The sequence below is a fragment of the Mesorhizobium sp. WSM4844 genome (assembly GCF_055811775.1).
On record NZ_JBVVQB010000034.1, the window covers coordinates 36,350 to 51,056 of the forward strand.

Here is a 14,707-nt window from a genome sequence, read left to right on the forward strand (position 1 = left end):
TCTAATCTCGATCAGAGGTACATTCGAGGGGCACATGGCAAAGGCCGAGACGATCAGGAAGCGGGCGCCGGTGACAGCACGGCGGCCGCCGATCGGCGCATCACCAGGCACACTGATCGCCGACCCTGCGGCGCGGCGCAGCGAACTGCGACTGACACTGATGTCGCCCGACAAATTCGAGACAATCGAAGATGCCAGCATCAACGACCTGAATGGTCATTGCAACGCATGGCCGGTCATCTGGCTCGATTGCACCGGTCTCGCCAACATCCCGCTGATCGAGGAGATCGGCCGGATTTTCAGCCTGCATCCGCTGGCGCTGGAAGACGTCGTCAACACCGGCCAGCGGCCGAAGGTGGACTTCTTCGAGGACCATGCCTTCGTCGTCGTCAGGATGATCGACGACGTCACCGCGCATCGCTACGAGCAGATCGCGGTCTTCTTCGGCAGGAACTTCGTCGTCACCTTCCAGGAGCGCGAAGGCGATCCGTTCGATCCCGTGCGCAAGCGCATCGAAAGCTCGATGCCCAACCGGCTGCGCTCACGCGGCGCCGACTATCTCGCCTATGCGCTGATCGACGCCATCGTCGACAGTTATTTCCCGCCGATCGAGACCGCCGGCGACTTGGTCGACAGCATCGAGGACCAGATGCTGCGCGCGACGGACAAGCACCAGATGCGGCGGCTTCACGAGTTGCGGCGCGACGCCAACGTGCTGAAGGGGGTGCTTTGGCCGATGCGCGACGCGCTGGCGACGCTGATCCGCAACGACGTGCCCTACGTCAAGCCCGAGACCAAGATCTTCCTGAACGACACGCTCGATCACTCGCTTCGGCTCATCGAACTGGTCGAAACCCAGCGCGACATGCTGACCGGTCTGATCGAGATGCATCTGTCGCTGAGTCAGGCACGCACCAGCGACGTCATCAGCTATCTGACGATCGTCTCGGTGATCTTCATCCCGCTCACCTTTCTCGCTGGCGTGTGGGGCATGAACTTCGATCCCGAAGCCTCGCCATGGAACATGCCGGAGCTGAAGGCCCAATACGGCTATCCGGCAGCGCTGGTGTTCATGGCCGTTGTCGCGCTCGGGCTTGTCGCCTTCTTCAGATGGAAGAAGTGGCTTTAGCCGAGGCGAAATCTTCGTTTGTGCAGCAAAAAGCCGGCTTGTGAATTGGGCTGGTGTTTTTGCCTGAATTGCCCTATATGCGCCGCAGCATCGTGCAATGCCACGTTGCTTGTACCGGCCCCTGCTGGACGACATCCCGGCCGAGGGCGTCCCGTTTCCTCAAACAGATAAGGAAAAACACGATGTCGATTACTGCCGAGCGCAAGAAGGAATTGATGGGTGAATTCGCAACCGCCAAGGGCGATACCGGGTCTCCGGAAGTCCAGGTGGCCATCCTTTCCGAGCGCATCAAGAACCTGACCGACCATTTCAAGGACCACAAGAAGGATAACCATTCCCGCCGTGGTCTGCTCGCTCTCGTCTCCCAGCGCCGCAGCCTGCTTGATTATCTCAAGCGCAAGGACGACGCGCGCTATCAGACGCTGATCGAGAAGCTCGGTCTGCGCCGTTGACGAATTGACCGGCGGGTTCTTTCGAGAGCCCGCCGGTCGCGCATTGGAGCAGTCCATTGCTCCAATGAAGGAAGTAGAGCGCCGCGCTTCGATTTGGACGCGCACATGGGACGCTCTGAAACTTTGAATTTGCGCAAGGCATTTCCGAGAGCCGCGGTTTTCGGGTCATGCGCAAGGCCAGTCGGATCGATTGGCCAGACCCGGTTTCGATATAGCACAGGGCCATTCGAAACCGCCCATGGACGGTCATGGGGCAGGATTGCAGGACGCTCGCGCGGCACCCGCGCCGGATTTACCCGAGCTTCCCGTTGTCTTGCCCGTGGCTGCCCGAGAAACGAAGCCAAGGGAAAGGGGCACTCGCGCACGGTGAAATGGCGCGGCCCTTTCCGCATATGAAGGACAAGACATGTTCAATCACCACAAAGTGGAAATCGAATGGGGCGGCCGTCCGCTCATCCTCGAAACCGGCAAGATTGCGCGCCAGGCTGACGGCGCGGTGCTCGCCACCTACGGCGAAACCAAGGTTCTCGCCACCGTCGTTTCGATGAAGGAACCAAAACCCGGCCTCGATTTCTTCCCGCTGACCGTCAACTACCAGGAAAAGACCTATGCCGCCGGCAAGATCCCGGGCGGCTATTTCAAGCGCGAAGGCCGTCCGAGCGAAAAGGAAACGCTGGTTTCCCGTCTCATCGACCGTCCGATCCGCCCACTCTTCGCTGACGGTTACAAGAACGACACGCAGATCGTTGTCACCGTCGTCCAGCATGATCTCGAAAACGACCCGGACATCCTGTCGATCGTCGCCACCTCGGCGGCTTTGACGCTGTCCGGCGTCCCTTTCATGGGTCCGATCGGCGGCGCCCGCGTCGGCTACATCAACGGCGAATATGTGCTCAATCCGCATGTCGACGAGATGCAGGAATCCAAGCTTGACCTGATCGTCGCCGGCACCTCCGACGCCGTGCTGATGGTCGAGTCCGAAGCCAAGGAACTCGGCGAGGATCTGATGCTCGGCGCCGTCATGTTCGGCCATCGCGGCTTCCAGCCGGTGATCGACGCGATCATTAAGCTGGCGGAAGTCGCCGCCAAGGATCCGCGTGACTTCACCGCGCCGGATTATTCGGCGCTTGAAGCCGAGATGCTGAAGATCGTCGAAGGCGAGCTTCGCGATGCCTACAAGATCACCGACAAGCAGAAGCGCTATGCCGCCGTCGACGCCGTCAAGGCGAAGGTCAAGGCTGCGTTCGCACCCGCAGAAGGCGAAGAAGCCAAGTATACGTCCGAGCAGATCGGCACCGTGTTCAAGGAGCTCCAGGCCAAGGTCGTACGCTGGAACATCCTCGACACCGGTTCGCGCATCGACGGCCGCGATCTGAAGACGGTTCGCAAGATCGTCTCCGAAGTCGGCGTCCTGCCGCGCACCCACGGCTCGGCGCTGTTCACCCGCGGCGAGACCCAGGCACTGGTCGTCGCCACGCTCGGCACCGGCGAGGACGAGCAGTATGTCGATTCGCTGACCGGCATGTACAAGGAGAAGTTCCTCCTTCACTACAACTTCCCTCCCTATTCGGTCGGTGAAACCGGTCGCATGGGTTCGCCCGGCCGCCGCGAAATCGGCCACGGCAAGCTCGCCTGGCGCGCGATCCGCCCGATGCTGCCGACATCGGACCAGTTCCCCTACACGCTGCGCGTCGTCTCGGAGATCACCGAGTCCAACGGCTCGTCGTCGATGGCTACCGTCTGCGGCACCTCGCTGGCGCTGATGGATGCCGGTGTGCCGCTGGCCAAGCCGGTCGCCGGCATCGCCATGGGTCTGATCAAGGAAGGCGAGCGCTTCGCGGTGCTCTCCGACATCCTCGGCGACGAGGACCATCTCGGCGACATGGACTTCAAGGTTGCCGGCACCGCCAACGGCATTACCTCGCTGCAGATGGACATCAAGATCGAGGGCATCACCGAGGAAATCATGAAGATCGCGCTGGATCAGGCCAAGGACGGCCGCCAGCATATCCTCGGCGAAATGGGCCATGCGCTGTCCGGCGCGCGCTCCGAACTCGGCGAATTCGCGCCGCGCATCGAGGTCATGCACATCCCGACCGACAAGATCCGCGACGTGATTGGCTCGGGCGGCAAGGTCATCCGCGAGATCGTCGAAAAGACCGGCGCCAAGATCAACATCGAGGACGACGGCACGGTCAAGATCGCTTCGTCCAACGCCAAGGAGATCGAGGCGGCGAAGAAGTGGATCCACACCATCGTCGCCGAGCCGGAAGTCGGCGAAATCTACGAGGGCACGGTCGTCAAGACCGCCGACTTCGGCGCTTTCGTCAACTTCTTCGGTCCGCGTGACGGCCTCGTCCACATCTCGCAGCTCGCCAATGATCGCGTCGCCAAGACCTCCGACGTCGTCAAGGAAGGCGACAAGGTCTGGGTCAAGCTGATGGGCTTCGATGAGCGCGGCAAGGTCCGCCTGTCGATGAAGGTCGTCGACCAGGCCACCGGCAAGGAAATCGCCCGCGACAAGAAGGCCGACGGCGAAGAAGACGCCGCCTGAGCGATCTGACCGAACAATCGAAACGGGCGCGCCGACAGGTCGCGCCCGCTTTCATTTTCTGGTCAAGCCAGCTGCACTTCGAGATCGAAAAATGTCCGCTGAGCCGCTGAAGACACTGTTCCATCCGTTCGAGGCGGAGGCTGTTTCCTTGCCGCGTAAGGGCGAGCGTGTCCTCTTTCTGGGCGCTGAGCCGGGCTTCCGCCTGCCCGAAGGTTTTGATGCAGCGCTGCATCTGGTGCAAGGCTTCCGGCCGCACTATCGCGCGTTGCAGGCGGCCGGTTTCACCGTCACGCCGCGCCTGGAGGGCGAAGGCTTCGATGCGGCATTGGTGCTTGCCGGCCGCCATCGCGGGCAGAACGAATTGCGCATCGCCGAGGCGATCGAGTGTGTGAGGCCGGGCGGATCGATTATCGTTGCCGGCGCCAAGGACGATGGCATTGCCAGCCTGCGCAAGCGCATCGACGAGCTTGTGCCGCTCGACGGCCATTTGCCGAAACATCACGGCATCGCCTTCTGGTTTCATCGACCTGCCGATGCTGCGCTCGCAACGGCACTTCGCGCCGCCAATCCAGCCCTTCTGGTCGAGGATCGGTTCCGCACCGCACCAGGCATGTTCTCTTTCGACAAGATCGATGCAGGTTCGAGATTGCTGGCCGACAATCTGCCCGGCGACCTGCGTGGCAGCGTTGCCGATTTCTGCGCCGGCTGGGGCTATGTGGCGGCCGAGGTCGCCGCCCGCTCACCTGGCATATCGGCGCTCGATCTCTACGAGGCCGAGTTCGATGCGCTGGAGGCGGCGAAATTCAATATCGGCAACACAGCGGAACCCAACTTCTTCTGGATCGATCTTTTGAGCGAGCCGGTCGAGCGGCGCTATGACGCCATCGCCATGAACCCGCCCTTCCACCGCAGCCGGGCGGCCGAGCCCGAGATCGGCGCCGGCATGATCCGCGCCGCGGCAAAGGCGCTGAAGCCGGGCGGTCGGCTGTTCATGGTGGCGAACCGCCAGCTTCCCTACGAGCCGGTGCTGGCGGCCTTCTCCAGCCATGCCGAGATTGCCCGCGACGGCATGTTCAAGGTTTTCGCGGCGCGCCGCTGAAGGCTGGTTCACGGGACCAATGCATGTCGCGCAAAAGTGCGCAGCGGTTTTGCGATAACGACATGCATAAACAAGAACTTAAAGCGCGTCGCATGAATCCATTCAAACGCGACGCGCTTTAAGGCATCATCTGCGGCCGAAATTACTCTCGTCCGCTGTCGGTCCGCTTCAGCTCGTCGAGCGCCGGCATCGACACGATGTGGTAGCCGGAATCGACATAGTGGATTTCGCCGGTGACGCCCGACGACAGGTCGGACAGCAGATAAAGCGCGGAACCACCGACTTCGTCGATGGTCACTGTACGGCGCAGCGGCGAATTGCGCTGCTGGTAGGAAAACATGTGGCGTGCGTCGGAAATCCCGGCGCCGGCCAGTGTCCGCACCGGTCCGGCGGATATGCCGTTCACCCTGATGCCGCGCGGGCCGTAGTCGTTGGCGAGATAGCGGACGCTGGCTTCAAGCCCGGCCTTGGCGACGCCCATGACGTTGTAGTTCGGCATGACGCGGACCGAACCGGCATAGGTCAGCGTGATCATCGAGCCGCCGTCCCTCATCAGCGCGGCCGCATGACGGGCGACCTCGGTGAAGGAATAGCAGGAGATGACCATGGTGCGGACGAAATTGTCGCGGCTGGTGTCGGCGTAAAGGCCTTTCAGCTCGTTCTTGTCGGAAAAGCCGATGGCGTGGACGACGAAGTCCAGCCCGCCCCAGGCCTCGCCCAAGGTCTCGAAGGTAGCGGCAACCGATGCGCTGTCCTCGACGTCGCAAGGCACGACCAGCGAGGAGCCGAGTTTGTCGGCGAGCGGCTTGACCCGGCGCCCGAAGGCTTCGCCCTGATAGGTGAAGGCGAGTTCCGCCCCATGTTCGGACAGTTTCCGGGCGATGCCCCAGGCGATCGAATGGTCGTTGGCGACACCCATGACAAGCCCGCGCTTGCCCTTCATCAATCCGTCCATGGTTGGCAGTCCTTATGCGGAATAGCGCTGGAAAATCAGCGTTGCGTTGGTGCCGCCGAAACCGAACGAGTTGGACAGGACGGTGTCGATCCTGGCATCGTCGATGCGCTCTCGCACGATCGGCATACCCTCGAATTCCGGATCGAGCTGCTCGACGTGGGCGCTCTCGCCGATGAATCCGCCTTGCATCATCAGGATCGAGTAGATCGATTCCTGCACGCCGGCCGCACCCAACGAGTGGCCGGTCAGCGATTTCGTCGAGGTGATGAACGGCATGTTTTCGCCGAACACCTCGCGGATCGCGCCCATCTCCCTGGAGTCGCCGACCGGCGTCGAGGTGCCGTGCGTGTTGATGTAGTCGACCGGCGAAGAGACGGTCGCCAACGCCTGCCGCATGCAGCGCACCGCGCCTTCGCCCGAAGGCGCCACCATGTCGAAGCCGTCCGAGGTCGCGCCATAGCCGACGACCTCGGCGTAGATCTTGGCGCCGCGCGCCTTGGCGTGCTCGAGTTCTTCCAGCACCAGCACGCCGGCGCCGCCGGCAATGACGAAGCCGTCGCGATCGACGTCATAGGCGCGCGAGGCAGCCGATGCCCGATCGTTGAACTTGGAGGACATGGCGCCCATCGCATCGAACAGGTCCGACATCGTCCAGTCGAGGTCCTCATGGCCGCCGGCGAAGACCATGTCCTGCTTGCCCCACTGGATCAGTTCGTAGCCATTGCCGATGCAATGCGCCGAGGTCGAGCAGGCCGAAGAGATCGAATAATTGACGCCGTGGATCTTGAACCAGGTGGCGAGCGTCGCCGAAGCGGTCGACGACATCGCCTTCGGCACCGCGAACGGGCCGATTCGCTTGGGGCTGCCGTTCTTGAGCGTGGTTTCAGCGGCCTCGACGATGGTTCTGGTCGATGGTCCGCCCGATCCCATGACGATGCCGGTGCGCTCATTGGTGATGTCGTTCTCGCCAAGTCCAGCGTCCACGATCGCCTGGTCCATGGCGACATGGTTCCAGGCCGCACCTTGCGACAGGAAGCGCATGGCGCGGCGATCGATCAGCGCCGAGGGGTCGAGCGTCGGCGCTCCCCAGACCTGGCAGCGGAAGCCGTGTTCGGCGAAGGAATCGGAGAAGCTGATGCCGGATCTGGCATCATGCAGCGAGGCCTGCACCTCGTTGGCGTTGTTGCCGATCGACGACACGATGCCGAGGCCTGTCACTACGACCCGTCTCATTCGCAACTCCTTCCAGCGCATGAACCCGAAACCTGCCGGACCGAAACCTGCCGGACAAGGATGCGCAAATTAAGTTCTACAGCTTCCTTTGCGCCTCCCGCGGACTCGCCGCGCTGCGCAGGCGCCGGTCAGGCGGCGGCCGATTGCTTGGACAGACCCACCTTGAGATCCGTTGCTGCGTATATGGGTTCGCCATCCGCCTTCAGCCAGCCATCGGCGATACCCAGCACCAGCCGGCCGCGCATCACGCGCTTGAAGTCCACGCCATATTCTACCTTCTTGACCGACGGCGTCACCATGCCTTTGAATTTCACTTCGCCGGTCGACAGCGCCATGCCCTTGCCCGGCTCGCCGAGCCAGCCGAGGTAGAATCCCGTCAATTGCCACATGGCGTCGAGGCCCAGGCATCCCGGCATGATCGGGTTGCCGATGAAGTGGCAGGCGAAAAACCACAGATCCGGCTTGATGTCGAACTCGGCGCGGATGAAGCCCTTGTCGAAGGCGCCGCCGGTCTCGCTGATTTCGGTGATGCGGTCGAACATCAGCATCGGCGGATAGGGCAGCTGGGCGTTTCCAGGTCCGAACAGCTCGCCGCGGGCGCAGGCAAGCAGTTCCTCGTAATCGTAGCTGGATTTCGAAACCGCCATCAGTCTCCGTCCCCAATAATCGTCCGGGCGGTAGCGCGCCCTGTCGTTGGTTCCTAACACAATCTATTTCCGGCCGGAAACCGGCGTTTGCGCTTAACCTGCCCGCCTGCCGGGGTCAATGCGCGCTATTGATCGTATTCGGCCGACAGAATATATGTCGGGTTATGTCCAGGTTCGGTCAATGTTCGTTTTTTGCCGTTCTGGGCAGCTCTTGAGGCGAAACTTGAGCTTGGACGGATAGATGGATCTGGGCTGCCGGAAGGAAAATGTCGCTGTGGACAAGCGGGTTCGCGAAGCTGGCCTGAGGCCGACGCGTCAGCGCATTGCGCTGGCCGATCTGCTTTTTGCCAAAGGCGACCGCCATCTGTCGGCCGAGGAACTGCACGAGGAGGCGATCGCCGCCGGCGTGCCGGTATCGCTCGCCACCGTCTACAACGCCCTTCATCAATTCACCCAGGCGGGCCTTCTGCGCATCCTGGCCGTCGAGGGGTCGAAGACCTACTTCGACACCAACACCTCCGATCACCATCATTTCTACATTGAGGGCGAAAACAGGATTTTCGACATCGCCAGCGGTCCTGTCACGGTTTCCAACCTGCCGGAGCCACCGGAGGGGATGGAGATCGCCAATGTCGATATCGTGGTGAGGCTGCGCCCCAAACGCTACGAGTGACCGGCTCGTCATAAGGCCGCGAGATACCGTTTCGCCGGTATCGGCCTCCGGACTCGACCGGCAAGAAGAGTCAGTCCTTGACCCGTTCGCCGGGATAGGCGCCCCAGACCAGCGACTGGGCGAGCCAGCCGGTGTGGCCACTGAAGGTCATTTCGCACCACTGGCCGTCACAAGACTTGATCGTGCCCATGGCGCCAGGCTCGACGATTGCGACGATGCCGGCATCCTTTTGCGGGTCGTCGAGTAGGTTGATTCGGGCATCTTTGCCGCGCTGCCAGGGTGCTACGATCGCCGTGCGGCGACCGGAAAGCAGCGACTGGTTGATCCAGCCTTCCGAGCCATCGGCATCGCGCACACGACGCCAGGTGTCGAATTCCTGGATGATCTCCATCGGCAGGCCGGGCTTCATATACATCCAGTCGACGGAATAGTTGACGCCTGGTCCGACGCGGGAGTTGACGCGGCCGGCTTTCAGGCTGACGAAGCGCGGCAGCGGCAGGCCGCTCGGCCCGAGCGTGACGCTCTGGGTCGGTGCTGCCGCATTCTGTGCCGCCACATCCGGGGAATAAAGCAAAGCGCCGAGAAATGCTGCGCTGAGGGCCAGGCGGAGCGACGCGAAACCAGACACTTTCGTTCCCTTTCGGCGCCGGCTCATCGGCCCTGGCGCCCCTTTTTCTTTGTCTTCGGCGGAACCTCTTGTTACATGGAGAACTGGCACCGCGACCGGCCTGCAGTTTCGCCTGTCTTGGTTAAAGAGGTCTCAACGAGGTCGGGTTCGAGGAAACAATGGTAGGCAGAAAAAGGCCCCTCGTCGTCATCACGCGCAAGCTGCCCGACCCGGTCGAGACCCGCATGCGTGAGCTGTTCGACGCCCGGCTGAATGTCGAAGACCGGCCGATGACGCAGCCGGAACTGGTCGCGGCGGTCAAGGAAGCCGACGTGCTGGTGCCGACCATAACCGATCAAATCGACGCGGCGCTGATCGCCCAGGCCGGCGACAACCTCAAGCTGATCGCCAATTTCGGCAACGGCGTCGACAAGATCGACGTGTCAGCGGCAGCGAAGAAGGGCATTACCGTCACCAACACGCCGAACGTTTTGACCGAAGATACCGCCGACATGACCATGGCGCTGATGCTGGCGGTGCCGCGGCGGCTGGCGGAAGGCGCCAATGTGCTGACCGGCGACAAGAAATGGGCCGGCTGGTCGCCGACCTGGATGCTCGGCCGGCGTATCTGGGGCAAACGCCTCGGCATTGTCGGCATGGGCCGCATCGGCACCGCCGTCGCCCGACGGGCCAAGGCCTTTGGCCTGTCGATCCACTATCACAACCGCCATCGCGTGCTTGCCGCGGTCGAGGATGAGCTGGAGGCGACCTATTGGGAAAGCCTCGACCAGATGCTTGCCCGCATGGACATCATATCGGTCAATTGTCCGTCGACGCCGGCGACCTTCCATCTGCTTTCGGCGCGGCGGCTGGCGCTTCTGCAACCGTCCGCTTACATCGTCAACACGGCGCGCGGCGACATCATCGACGAGGACTCTCTGGTCAAGCTGATCCAGGACGGCAAGATCGCCGGCGCCGGGCTCGATGTCTATGAGCATGAGCCGGCGCTGAACAGCAAATTGCTGAAGCTCGCCGCCAAGGGCAAGGTCGTGCTGTTGCCGCATATGGGATCGGCGACGCTCGAAGGCCGCATCGACATGGGCGAGAAGGTGATCATCAACATCCGCGCCTTCTTCGATGGCCATCGGCCGCCGGATCGCGTGCTGCCGCTGCGGACGTGACCGGCTACCATCGTAAGTTAGAGTAGGCTTACGAAAGCACCTTGCGCATGGTGATCGAGGTCGGTCGGTCATAGCCACTGTGCGCCGTCCGTTCCGTTTCGCGAAAGCCGAGGCGGGCAAAGGCCGCGTGATTCGCGGTCAATTCGATCCGCGTCTGAAGCTCGATCGCAGACTTGCCGCGGTTGCGGGCAAAATTCTCGACAGCTTGCATCAGCCGCCTGGCAATGCCTTGTCCCTGAAAGTCCGGTTCGACCGCGAGCTTTCCGACATAGAAATCGTTGGCCCGCTCCAGGACAAAAACGCAGCCGACAATCCTGCCGCCCTTCAGCGCCGCAAAGCCCGTCTCTTGCCGGACCTTGTCCCGGAGATTTTCGACCGTGAGCCGATGCGCCGAGGATGGCGGATCGATGACGCCGTCCATGGCAGCGAAGGCGCGCATAATCAGCGCCAGCACCTCGTCCCAACGGTCGAAATCGGCCGGAAGCTGCGCGACGGAATCCAGGCTGCCCAAAATCTAGCTGCGCCTGTAGCGGATCGTGTCGAAGCGCGCTGCCAACGCATCGTAAAGCAGCAGCCGGCCGACCAGCGGCTCGCCGATGCCGGCGATCAGCTTGATCGCCTCCATGGCCTGCAGCGTGCCGACGACGCCGGTCAGCACGCCGAGCACGCCGGCCACGGCGCAGGATGGCATCAGGCCCGGCGGCGGCGGTTCCGGAAACAGATCGCGATAACTCGGATTCGGCCTGCCGTCCGTGCCGGTCTCGAACGGTTTCAGTACGGTCACCGAGCCGTCGAAGCGGCCGACGGCGGCATGGACCAGCGGCCGCTTTTCCGCAGCGCAGGCGTCGGCCACCGCATAACGGGTTTCGAAATTGTCGGAGCCGTCGACGACGATGTCATAACCGGCGACAAGGGCAGGGGCGTTGTCCGCCGTCAGTCTGAGATTGTGCAGTTCCACGGCGACGTTGGGGTTGATGCGGGCGATCGCCGCCTTGGCGCTGTCGGTCTTTGCCATGCCGACAGCGCCGGTGCCGTGGATCACCTGCCTTTGCAGGTTCGACAGCGAGACGCTGTCGTCGTCGACGATGCCGAGTGTGCCAACGCCGGCTGCGGCAAGATATTCAAGCACCGGCGCTCCCAGCCCGCCGGCGCCGATGACCAGGACGCGAGCCCGCTTCAGTCGCTGCTGGCCGGCGCCGCCGATCTCGGGCAGCACGATGTGGCGGGCGTAGCGTTCGAGTTCTTCGTTGGTGAGCGCGGTGGTGATCATCGCCAGACCATATAGGGGGTGAATAGTGAATGGTGAATGGTGAATAGTGAGTGGTGAGTAGCTGGTAGCAAGTAGCGGGGGACAGTGGACAGTGGACAGTGGACAGTGGACAGTGAAGTGAGGGTGCACTCACTACCATTCACCATTCACCATTCACCATTCACCATTCACCATTCACCATTCACCATTCCCTACTCCCTACTCACTACCCCATGATCGACGGTCAAAAACTGCGCGCGTCCGTTGAGACTGGAAAACAGCGCCGCATCGGTCCCGGTCATGAAAGCCTGGCAATTCAGCTCTTCGAGGATCGAGAACAGCGCGGCGCGTCGGCCCGCGTCGAGATGGGCGGCGATCTCGTCGAGCAGCAGGATCGGCGTCATGCCAGACATCTCGCCGGTCAGCCGGGCGTGCGACAGGACCATGCCGACCAGCAGCGCCTTCTGCTCGCCGGTCGAGCAGAGTTCGGCCGGCATCGCCTTTGGCCGGTGCCGTACCACGAGATCCGACCGGTGCGGCCCGTCGAGCGTGCGCCCGGCGGCGCGGTCGCGATCGCGCGCTTCGGCAAGAGTGCGGCGGAACCGCTCCTCGACATCGACAGCCGCGCTGGTTGCGACCTCGCTTTCCAGTGCGCCGGACAGGCCGATGTCGGCTTGCGGAAACGGACCGGAGCTTGGCAGCCTGTCGATCATGGCGGCGAGCAGGCGCACCAGTTCGGCACGCGCCGCGGCAATCGCCACACCAGTTTCGGCCATTTGCGTCTCGATCGCATCGAACCAGGCGCCGTCGCGCGAGCCTTCGGCGAGCAGTCGATTGCGGCCGCGCATCGCTTTTTCGTAGTCGAGCGCGCGCTGGCCGTGGCCCGGATCGATCGCCATCACCTGCCGGTCGAGAAAGCGCCGCCGATCTGCGGCCGGCCCGGTGAACAATGCATCCATCGCCGGTGTCAGCCAGACGACGCGCAGCCATTCCAGCATGTCCTCTGCCGAGCGCGCCGCCGCGCCGTTGATCCGCACCCGCCGGCCGCTCTCGGCGGCGTCGCCGCCTGCGATGCCGGTGCCGATCTCGACCGGGCCGTCCGGCCCATCGAGCCGGGCATGGATGGCAAAGCCGCCGTCGCCGCCTTCGCGCGCCACGTCGGCATAAGGCGCACGGCGCAGGCCGCGCCCCGGCGTCAGCAGGGAAATCGCCTCCAGCAGATTGGTTTTGCCGGCACCATTGTCACCGGAAAAAACCACAGGGCCGGGATCGAGATCGATCGACAGTGTTGTGTAATTGCGGAAATTGGTAAGCGAAAGCTTACTTATGTGAGTCTGCTGATCGCGCTCAGGCTGCTTCGCAACTCCGGTCATGACAGCAAGATGGCCTCGTTCCGGCCTAAAGCGCGCCGCGTTTGACCGGCCTCATGCGACGCGCTTTAGGTTGTTGTTTTATGCATGTCGTTATCGCAAAACCGCTGCACACTTTTGCGCGACATGCATCAGACCCGCATCGGCATCAGCACGTAGAGCGTGGTTTCGTCGGCCATGTCGTGGATCAGCGTTGGCGAGCCGGCATCCGCCAGCATGAATTTTGCCTCGGTGCCGGTCAACTGGGCGGCGACGTCGAGCAGATATTTGGCGTTGAAGCCGATTTCGATCGCGTCGGACGAATAATCCGCGGCCAGTTCCTCCGTGGCGCTGCCCGAATCCGGATTGTTGACAGCAAGCGTGACCTGGCCTTCTCCAATCGAAAGCTTCACCGCCCGGCCGCGTTCGGACGAAATGGTCGAGACGCGGTCGACGGCGGCGGCGAAACTCTGGCGGTCGATGATCAGCTTCTTGTCGTTGCCGGTCGGGATCACCCGCTGATAGTCCGGGAAGGTGCCGTCGATCAGCTTCGAGGTCAAGACGACGCTGCCGATGGTGAAGCGGATCTTGGTGTCGGACAATTCGGTGGTCACCGCGATATCAGGGTCATCGACGAGCTTTTGCAGTTCGCTGACCGTCTTGCGCGGAATGATGATGCCCGGCATGCCTTCCGATCCTGCCGGCGCGTCGATCTCGGCGCGCGCCAGCCGATGGCCGTCGGTCGCTACCGAGCGCAGCTTCAGCCTGCCGTCGGCGTCATGCGTGTGCAGGTAGATGCCGTTCAGGTAGTAGCGCGTCTCTTCGGTGGAGATGGCGAATTGGGTCTTCTCGATCAGGCCCTTGAGCGCGACCGAATCGAGCCGGAAGATATGCGAGAACGATCCGGCCGAAAGCTCCGGGAAATCGGATTGCGGCAGGCACTGGAGGCGGAAGCTCGAGCGGCCCGAGGTCACCGTCATGGCGTTGCCGTCCTCGTCGGTCTTCAGCATCACCTCCGCGCCGTCGGCGAGCTTGCGCACGATGTCGTAGAGCAGATGCGCCGGAACCGTCGTCGCCCCGCCGCGCTCGACCTTGGCGGGCGTGGCTTCGGTCACTTCCAGGTCGAGGTCGGTCGCCTTCATTTCAAGGGTGGCGCCTTCGGCGCTCAGCAGCACGTTCGACAGGATCGGTATGGTGTTGCGCCGCTCGACCACGCGATGAACGTGGTTGAGCGACTTCAGGAGATTTGACCGTTCCAGGATAACACGCATGACGAAACAGGCTCGCTTGAATGAATGAGCGGGTCTCCGGCAAGCGGCAACCCGCGAAAGGTCTGAACAGGCTCAGAATCTGCACAAACTGACAGGAAAAAACCGGTGAACGCAAGCCCGTGCTGACGGTTCGGGCCGGTTACACGGGCTTTCCCAGGATAAAACTGGGCAAGCCCGCAAGCCAATGCTCGTCGCCCAAAAGTATGCCCTCGGGTCAGGCCCGAGGGTGCGCAGCGGTTTTGCGGCAACGACGTGCATAAGGGCGAAGATAACGAGCGCGTCGCGGCCATCCAGACGCGACACGCCTT

At 62.7% G+C, this 14,707-nt stretch carries 14 protein-coding genes; 6 read left to right on the top strand and 8 right to left on the bottom strand.

Annotated elements, in window-relative coordinates:
* The first annotated feature begins 34 nt into the window (after nt 1–34).
* The 4 genes from corA (at nt 35) to AC0L2A_RS23565 (ending at nt 5,234) form a co-directional block, all read left to right on the top strand.
* Nucleotides 35–1,129 (top strand): magnesium/cobalt transporter CorA, encoded by a 1,095-nt coding sequence (gene corA / locus AC0L2A_RS23550; RefSeq protein WP_473610883.1) that lies wholly within the window; start codon nt 35–37, stop codon nt 1,127–1,129.
* A 77-nt stretch (nt 1,130–1,206) separates the two neighbouring features.
* Nucleotides 1,207–1,581, top strand: a complete 375-nt coding sequence (gene rpsO, locus AC0L2A_RS23555; protein ID WP_274609416.1) for a 30S ribosomal protein S15 — start codon at nt 1,207–1,209, stop codon at nt 1,579–1,581.
* A 406-nt stretch (nt 1,582–1,987) separates the two neighbouring features.
* Nucleotides 1,988–4,135 (top strand): polyribonucleotide nucleotidyltransferase, encoded by a 2,148-nt coding sequence (pnp, locus tag AC0L2A_RS23560; RefSeq protein ID WP_023802123.1) that lies wholly within the window; start codon nt 1,988–1,990, stop codon nt 4,133–4,135.
* A gap of 91 nt (nt 4,136–4,226) precedes the next feature.
* Nucleotides 4,227–5,234: a class I SAM-dependent methyltransferase gene (locus tag AC0L2A_RS23565; protein ID WP_473610884.1), complete on the top strand. Its 1,008-nt coding sequence runs from the start codon at nt 4,227–4,229 to the stop codon at nt 5,232–5,234.
* A 142-nt stretch (nt 5,235–5,376) separates the two neighbouring features.
* Here AC0L2A_RS23565 and fabI read toward each other — a convergent pair whose 3' ends face one another.
* The 3 genes from fabI to fabA form a co-directional block, all read right to left on the bottom strand.
* A complete protein-coding gene (gene fabI / locus AC0L2A_RS23570; RefSeq protein WP_473532909.1) occupies nt 5,377–6,189 on the bottom strand; it encodes an enoyl-ACP reductase FabI in 813 nt (270 codons plus the stop codon).
* 12 nt (nt 6,190–6,201) lie between these two features.
* The gene (gene fabB / locus AC0L2A_RS23575) at nt 6,202–7,422 is read right to left on the bottom strand and encodes a beta-ketoacyl-ACP synthase I (protein ID WP_473610886.1); all 1,221 of its coding nucleotides are present in this window, start codon (nt 7,420–7,422) and stop codon (nt 6,202–6,204) included.
* A gap of 128 nt (nt 7,423–7,550) precedes the next feature.
* The gene (gene fabA, locus AC0L2A_RS23580; protein ID WP_023802127.1) at nt 7,551–8,069 is read right to left on the bottom strand and encodes a 3-hydroxyacyl-[acyl-carrier-protein] dehydratase FabA; all 519 of its coding nucleotides are present in this window, start codon (nt 8,067–8,069) and stop codon (nt 7,551–7,553) included.
* A gap of 241 nt (nt 8,070–8,310) precedes the next feature.
* Here fabA and irrA point away from each other — a divergent pair, with 241 nt between their 5' ends.
* Entirely contained in the window at nt 8,311–8,742 is a 432-nt protein-coding gene (gene irrA, locus AC0L2A_RS23585) for an iron response transcriptional regulator IrrA (protein ID WP_473584991.1), read from the top strand.
* A gap of 70 nt (nt 8,743–8,812) precedes the next feature.
* On the opposite strand, the gene AC0L2A_RS23590 is transcribed toward irrA, so the two are convergent.
* On the bottom strand, nt 8,813–9,370 hold the full coding sequence (locus AC0L2A_RS23590) for an SH3 domain-containing protein (protein ID WP_027151699.1): 558 nt from the start codon (nt 9,368–9,370) through the stop codon (nt 8,813–8,815).
* A 158-nt stretch (nt 9,371–9,528) separates the two neighbouring features.
* Between AC0L2A_RS23590 and AC0L2A_RS23595 the strand changes: the two genes are divergently transcribed.
* A complete protein-coding gene (locus tag AC0L2A_RS23595; RefSeq protein ID WP_023802130.1) occupies nt 9,529–10,530 on the top strand; it encodes a 2-hydroxyacid dehydrogenase in 1,002 nt (333 codons plus the stop codon).
* A 28-nt stretch (nt 10,531–10,558) separates the two neighbouring features.
* Here the strand turns inward: AC0L2A_RS23595 and AC0L2A_RS23600 are convergent, their stop codons facing one another.
* The 4 genes from AC0L2A_RS23600 to dnaN form a co-directional block, all read right to left on the bottom strand.
* Nucleotides 10,559–11,041 carry a GNAT family N-acetyltransferase gene (locus AC0L2A_RS23600; protein WP_473610887.1) on the bottom strand — a complete coding sequence of 161 codons (483 nt, stop codon included), beginning with the start codon at nt 11,039–11,041 and terminating at the stop codon, nt 10,559–10,561.
* A gap of 3 nt (nt 11,042–11,044) precedes the next feature.
* Entirely contained in the window at nt 11,045–11,800 is a 756-nt protein-coding gene (locus AC0L2A_RS23605) for a molybdopterin-synthase adenylyltransferase MoeB (protein WP_473610889.1), read from the bottom strand.
* A 191-nt stretch (nt 11,801–11,991) separates the two neighbouring features.
* Nucleotides 11,992–13,152, bottom strand: a complete 1,161-nt coding sequence (gene recF / locus AC0L2A_RS23610) for a DNA replication/repair protein RecF (RefSeq protein ID WP_473610890.1) — start codon at nt 13,150–13,152, stop codon at nt 11,992–11,994.
* Nucleotides 13,153–13,280: 128 nt separating this feature from the next.
* On the bottom strand, nt 13,281–14,399 hold the full coding sequence (dnaN, locus tag AC0L2A_RS23615) for a DNA polymerase III subunit beta (protein ID WP_473610891.1): 1,119 nt from the start codon (nt 14,397–14,399) through the stop codon (nt 13,281–13,283).
* Between the last annotated feature and the right edge of the window lie 308 nt (nt 14,400–14,707).